Source organism: Actinomycetes bacterium, assembly GCA_035489715.1.
Classification (GTDB): Bacteria; Actinomycetota; Actinomycetes; order JACCUZ01; family JACCUZ01; genus DATHAP01.
The window spans coordinates 1-5,680 of sequence record DATHAP010000057.1 but is presented as its reverse complement, the minus strand read 5'-3'; the positions used below and the strand labels follow the sequence as shown (position 1 = coordinate 5,680).

Here is a 5,680-nt window from a genome sequence, read left to right as displayed (position 1 = left end):
GGCCGCTCGACGGTGCCGGCGTCAGGGCGGTCCCAGCCGGCGGCCATCGTGAGCAGGACCGTCTTGCCCGAGCCGGACCGGCCGGCGACGGCGACGATCTCGCCTGGCTGCACGGCGAGGGCGACGCCGTCGAGCACGGTGACGTCGCCCGCCGGCGTCCGGAACGACTTCCGCGCGCCGAGGATCTGCAGGACCGGCGCGTCCGGACCGCCGGGCGCCGACGGCCCGCCGCCCGTCACGCCAGCACCCGGCCGTCCCGGAGGGTGACCATGGCGTCCGCGGCGGCGATCACGGCGGGGTCATGGGAGGCGACCACCAGCGTTCGTCCCGTGGCGACCAGGTCCCGCATTGCCTCGATCACCAGTGCCCCGGACCGGGTGTCGAGCGCAGCGGTGGGCTCGTCGGCGAGGAGGAGCGCCGGATGGCCGACCGCCGCGGCCGCGAACGCGACCCGCTGCTGCTCGCCGCCTGACAACTCCTCGGGGTGGAGCCTGGTGCGGTCGGCGAGCCCCAGGGCGGCGAGCAGGCCGCCGGCCTTGGACGCGTCGGCACCCCGGAGTCGGGCGGCGAGCGCCACCTGCTCCTCGGCCCGCAAGTAGGGGAGCAGGTTGTCGGCCGGCTCCTCGAGGACGACGCCGATCGAGCGCCTCCGCAGGCGCCGTCGAGCGCGAGCGCCGAGCCGGCCGACGTCGACGCCGTCGACGACGACCGACCCTGCGTGCAGCAGCTGCAGCCCGGCCATCGTCCGCAGTAGCGACGACTTGCCGGAACCCGAGGGCCCGGCCAGGACCGAGAGCCGCCCCCGCTCGAACGTCGCGTCGATGTCCCGGACCGCGTCCACCACGGCGGTCGCAGTCCGATAGCGGACCGACACGCCGCAGCAGCGGGCGGCCGGCTCGCCGGTCTGGGCGCTCGGGGTCGGGTCGGGCGGCACAGCGTCAGACGCCTGCCCGGAGGACGTCGATGGGATCGTCGCGGTCGGTGCGGTGCTGGACGACGGCGGCAGCGATGACGGCCACGACGGCGGCGGTGGCGGCGAGCGCGGTGATCACCGCGGTGGCGGGGCGGAGCACGGGGCCGGGACGGAAGGCGGGAACGGGGTCGAGGCGGCCGTGCACCAGCCAGGCCCCGGCCAGGGCGATGCCGAGACCCAGCCAGCAGCCGACGACCACGCTGGCAGCGAGCTCGATGAGCAGGGCCCGGCGGTGCTGGACGGACGTGAGACCCATGCGCCGGGCGAAGGCGTAGCCGAGCAGGCGGTTGCGTCGACGGGCGTCGAGGTAGGCGGTGAGGCCGCCGAGGACGAGTAGGCCGGCGCCGACGGCGATCGCCTGCATGAAGTCGAACGTCCAGGCGACGGTGAGGAACGCCGCCCGGTCGACGACCTCGGCGACCTGCCGGACCTCGACGAAGCGGGTGCCGGCAGAGTCCAGCGCGGCGAGGATCAGGCCGCGGTCGCCGCGGATCCAGGTCTCGAAGCGGGCGCCGGTGAGGTCGAAGCGCTCGACGTTGGCTGCGGCGACGAACACCGTGGGCACGGGGCGCTTCATGCCCGGGAACGCCCGGACGTCGGCGACCTGCTCGATGGTGAACCGGGTGGTGTGGGGGCCCCGGATCACGACCCTCGCGGTGTCGGCGAGGTCCTCCATGCCCGTCACCACGACCGGGACGGGACCGTCGTCGCCGGCCGCCCGGCCAAGGCGGTCGAGCACGTCCCCGAACCCGCTCTCCGAGAACGTGCGGTCCCAGAGTGTGGCGTCCTCGAACGTGGTCGGGTCGATGGCGAGGACGGTGACGTCCTGCTCGCCCGAGCCGGCGTCGACCCCGGCGCGGGTGTAGCCGTCGACCTGGGTCGCCCGGGCGGCGAGCCTGTCGGGCAGTCGCTCGTCCTGACCGAGGCGGATGGAGACGTCGCTGCCTACGAACGCCCGGGCCTTGATGTCGAGGGTGGCCTCGAGCGAGCGGTTGAGGGTGGCGGCGTAGCCGAGCACACCGGCGGCGACGGCCGACGACGCCATCAGCCCGACGACCGCCACGTGATAGCGCGACACGCGCCTGACCGCCAGGTAGAGCGGGGTCGGCCAGCTGCGGCTGAGGACCCGGACCCGGCCGATCCCGAGCACGAGGAGCCGGGAGGCGACAGCGACGGCCGACAGCAGGAACAGGACGGGAAACAGCAGGCCGAGCGGATCGACCCGGCTGACCCGGGCGCCGTGGCTGACCGGGACACCCCACTCGCCGAGCCGCCGGTAGGACACGACGGCCGCGCCCACGAGCGCCAGCTCCCACGGCACGGCCCGCAGCCACGCCGGGGTGTGCCGCCGGGCCCGCCCGGTCCGCACCCGGCGGGTGACGACCGCACCGACGACGAGCATGGCCGCCACCAGGCCGACCGCAGCGCTCGCCACAGCCCGGACGACGGCGGATCCCTCGAGAACGGGGGACGGGCCCAGCCACATCACAAGGCCGTAGGCGAGGCCGACACCGCCCACCGCCCCCGCGGTGAGCGGGACGATCAGCTCGAGCACCGCCTTGAGGCCCAGAGCCGACGGTGAGACGCCGCGGACGGTCAGCAGCGTGATCTCCCGGCGGCGGCGGTCGGACCAGAGCGACGCGGCCGCCGCCACGAACCCGACGCCGGCGAGCGCCGCGCACCCGGCGACCGGCCAGACCCCGCCGGCGACCGACGTCCGGATCGAGCCGGCCCGATCCACCACGAACGGCAGGTGGGTCTCGAAGAAGTGGGCGACGAATTCGCGCTGGTGCTGGTCGTCGTACCCGCCCTCGGCGACGCGCCCGGCGGGACCTACGGCAGCCGACGGTCGCCCCTCGGAGCACCAGTCCAGCCCGGTCGCGGTGGGCGACACGCAGGCCAGGTCGTCGAGCAGGCCGCGGGTGCCGGCGACAGTCAGCCCACCTCGTAACGGTGCCTCCCAGGTGAGGGCGACCCGGTTGACGCCGAGGTCGGCCATCAAAGCGGCGAACGTCGGCCGGTCGACGAGCACGACCGGCGGGGGCAGGATGCGGTCGAGGCCGTTCCCCCGGGGAAGCAGGAGGTCGCCGTGGGTGCACCAGGCCTCATCGACCCTGATGCCGGCCAGATCTCGGTACACGCCCGTCACCGGGACCGCCGCCCCGCTGATGGTCGCCATGTCCCCCGGGCCGAGGCCGGTGGCTTGGGCCGCGCGGTCGGCCAGCAGCGCCCCCCGCCCCGCCGTGCCCTCGAGGATCTCGATGTGATCGGTCGCGCCATCGCGGGTCAGGACGACAGCCGCCGTGTCGTCGTCGGAGCCGGGACCGGCCAGCTGAACGGGCTCCGAGCGGGCCCAGCGGGTGACAGGTCCCACGTCGCCGGCGAGCGCACGCAGCGGATCCACACGCGTGGACGCCGCGTCGGCCGTGGCCACGGAAGCCGTGTAGCTCACCCCGGTGTCCCGGGGGCACCGCTCGTCGGCCTGCACCGCCACCGACGCCGTCCCCACCGACGACAAGAACAGCGGCACCGCCGTCACAGGGGCCACCAGCACCACGCCAGCCCCGGCCACCATCGCCATGACCCCGGCCCGCCGCCACAGCAGCCACGGCGCACGCCGCCACGGCGGCGACCACAAGGTCGCGAACGCGGCACGCAGCCGGCCCCCCATGCTGGCGCACGCTACCGGCACCACCCGCTCACACCCGGTCGCTCACCCCTCGGGCGCTGCACCCCGGGCCGGGCCAGCCCGACCCCAAGCGTGACCGTGGCGACCGGTCGCGTACCGTCGTCGGCATGACGCCGGAGGAGATCGCCGACCTCGTGCACCTGCGCCGGGCGCGCGACCTCATAGACCGCGACTACGCGCAGCCCCTCGATGTCCCGGCCATGGCGCGTGCCGCGCTCATGTCGCCCGCGCACTTCTCGCGCAGGTTCCGTGCCGCGTACGGCGAGACGCCCTACTCCTATCTCATGACGCGACGCATCGAGCGCGCGAAGGCTCTTCTGCGTCAGGGGATGTCGGTCACCGACACCTGCGTCGCCGTCGGTTGCACGTCGCTCGGCTCGTTCAGTTCGCGCTTCACCGAGATCGTCGGCGAGACGCCGTCGCAGTACCGCGCGCGCGATCACCGCGACCGCGAGGTCGTTCCGTCGTGCGTGAGCATGATCGCGACGCGACCGCGGCGTACGACGGTCACGGTCTGAGCGCTGCCGACCTGCACGGAGGGGTCGGCTCCGAACGGGGCGGTGCCGGCGCACCGGACGCCCGCCCGCCCCGGCACCGAGCAGGATCGGAGAAGCACGCGACGGTCGTTGCTCCTACGGTCGTCGCATGGCAGTCACCGTCTCCGCAATGTTCATCCCCGTCCACGACCCCGACGCCGCGCTCGGCTTCTACCGCGACGCGCTGGGCCTCGAGGTCCGCAACGACGTGGCGTCCGACGGCTTCCGCTGGGTCACCGTCGCCGCCCCGGGGCAGGACGTCGACATCGTCCTGTTCCAGCCGCACGGCGGTCGTTCGCAGGCCGAGGGCGACACCCTCCTGTCGCTCGTGACGCAGGGGTCGCTGCAGGCCGCGATCTTCCGCTCCGGCGACCTCGACGCCACGTTCGAGAAGGTCCGGGCGTCGGGCGCCGAGGTGCTCCAGGAGCCCGCGTCGCAGCCCTGGGGCGCGCGCGACTGCGCGTTCCGCGACCCCTCGGGCAACCTCGTCCGCATCGCGCAGGCCTGACCGTCGTCCGCCCCGGAGTCCCGCACAACGCACACCGGCTTCGACCCGCGTGCGCTGGCCACGCCGTACCGCTGGTTCCGCATATCCCCGCGCCGCATCCAGGCCGGTGTCGCGCCACCCCGGCCGACACCGCCGATCAGGTAGACAGCGACCCGGTTGCCGCGACCGCGCCGACGAAGGAGAACCAGAGGTACTGCTCGAAGCTGGTCTGATCGAGCCAGGCGACGCCGACGGAGACCGCAAAGGCGGCCCCGCGTGACAGATGGAGACACGATGAGCACGGCCACGAGGACGGACATGCAGTCGCGTGCGCTGCATGTTGCCGACAGCCACGATCTGATCCGCGTGCAGGGCGCGCGCGTGAACAACCTCAAGGACGTCAGCGTCGAGATCCCGAAGCGCCGGCTGACGGTGTTCACCGGCGTGTCGGGCTCGGGCAAGAGCTCGCTGGTGTTCGGCACGATCGCTGCGGAGTCGCAGCGGATGATCAACGAGACCTACAGCGCGTTCGTGCAGGGGTTCATGCCGACGCTGGCGCGGCCCGAGGTCGACGTGCTCGACGGCCTGACCACCGCGATCATCGTCGACCAGGAGCGGATGGGCTCCAACCCCCGCTCGACCGTCGGTACCGCCACCGACGCCAACGCTATGCTGCGCATCCTCTTCAGCAGGCTCGGGCAGCCGCACATCGGCTCACCAAACGCGTACGCGTTCAACGTCCCCTCGGTCCGGGCGAGCGGTGCGATCACCATCGACCGAGGCGCCGGCAAGACGAAGACCGAGAAGGCGAGCTTCACTCGTCTCGGCGGCATGTGTCCGCGCTGCGAGGGCCGGGGCTCGGTCACCGACTTCGACCTGTCTGCGCTGTACGACGACAGCTTGTCGCTCAACGAGGGCGCGCTCACGATCCCCGGCTACAGCATGGACGGCTGGTACGGCCGCATCTTCCGCGGCTGCGGCTTCTTCGACCCGGA

Annotated in this window: 6 protein-coding genes; 3 read left to right on the top strand and 3 right to left on the bottom strand. The window is 73.6% G+C overall.

Translation table 11 applies throughout. From position 1 onward, the window contains the following. The 3 genes from VK640_04950 to VK640_04940 form a co-directional block, all read right to left on the bottom strand. A partial coding sequence (locus VK640_04950; GenBank protein ID HTE72533.1) for an ATP-binding cassette domain-containing protein occupies positions 1-239 on the bottom strand: 239 nt, incomplete at its 3' end. Next, a complete protein-coding gene (locus VK640_04945; protein HTE72532.1) occupies positions 236-934 on the bottom strand; it encodes an ATP-binding cassette domain-containing protein in 699 nt (232 codons plus the stop codon). The genes VK640_04945 and VK640_04950, both read right to left, overlap by 4 nt. 4 nt (positions 935-938) lie before the next feature. Beyond that, complete coding sequence (locus tag VK640_04940; GenBank protein ID HTE72531.1) at positions 939-3,644, bottom strand: hypothetical protein; 2,706 nt, start codon at positions 3,642-3,644, stop codon at positions 939-941. Positions 3,645-3,769: 125 nt separating this feature from the next. On the opposite strand from VK640_04940, the gene VK640_04935 reads away from it, so the two are divergent. From VK640_04935 to VK640_04925, 3 genes are all read left to right on the top strand, one after another. Next, positions 3,770-4,180, top strand: coding sequence for a helix-turn-helix transcriptional regulator (locus tag VK640_04935; protein ID HTE72530.1), 411 nt, complete (start codon positions 3,770-3,772; stop codon positions 4,178-4,180). A 127-nt stretch (positions 4,181-4,307) separates the two neighbouring features. Then, positions 4,308-4,706 (top strand): VOC family protein, encoded by a 399-nt coding sequence (locus tag VK640_04930; GenBank protein HTE72529.1) that lies wholly within the window; start codon positions 4,308-4,310, stop codon positions 4,704-4,706. Between the two features lie 273 nt (positions 4,707-4,979). Beyond that, positions 4,980-5,680 (top strand): excinuclease ABC subunit UvrA (locus VK640_04925; protein HTE72528.1); only part of this gene is annotated, 701 nt, incomplete at its 3' end.

Bases quoted from the DNA above. Each gene is read 5' to 3' on its own strand.
- VK640_04940 (HTE72531.1), bottom strand. From the start codon at position 3,644: ATGGGGGGCCGGCTGCGTGCCGCGTTCGCGACCTTGTGGTCGCCGCCG.
- VK640_04935 (HTE72530.1), top strand. From the start codon at position 3,770: ATGACGCCGGAGGAGATCGCCGACCTCGTGCACCTGCGCCGGGCGCGC.
- VK640_04930 (HTE72529.1), top strand. From the start codon at position 4,308: ATGGCAGTCACCGTCTCCGCAATGTTCATCCCCGTCCACGACCCCGAC.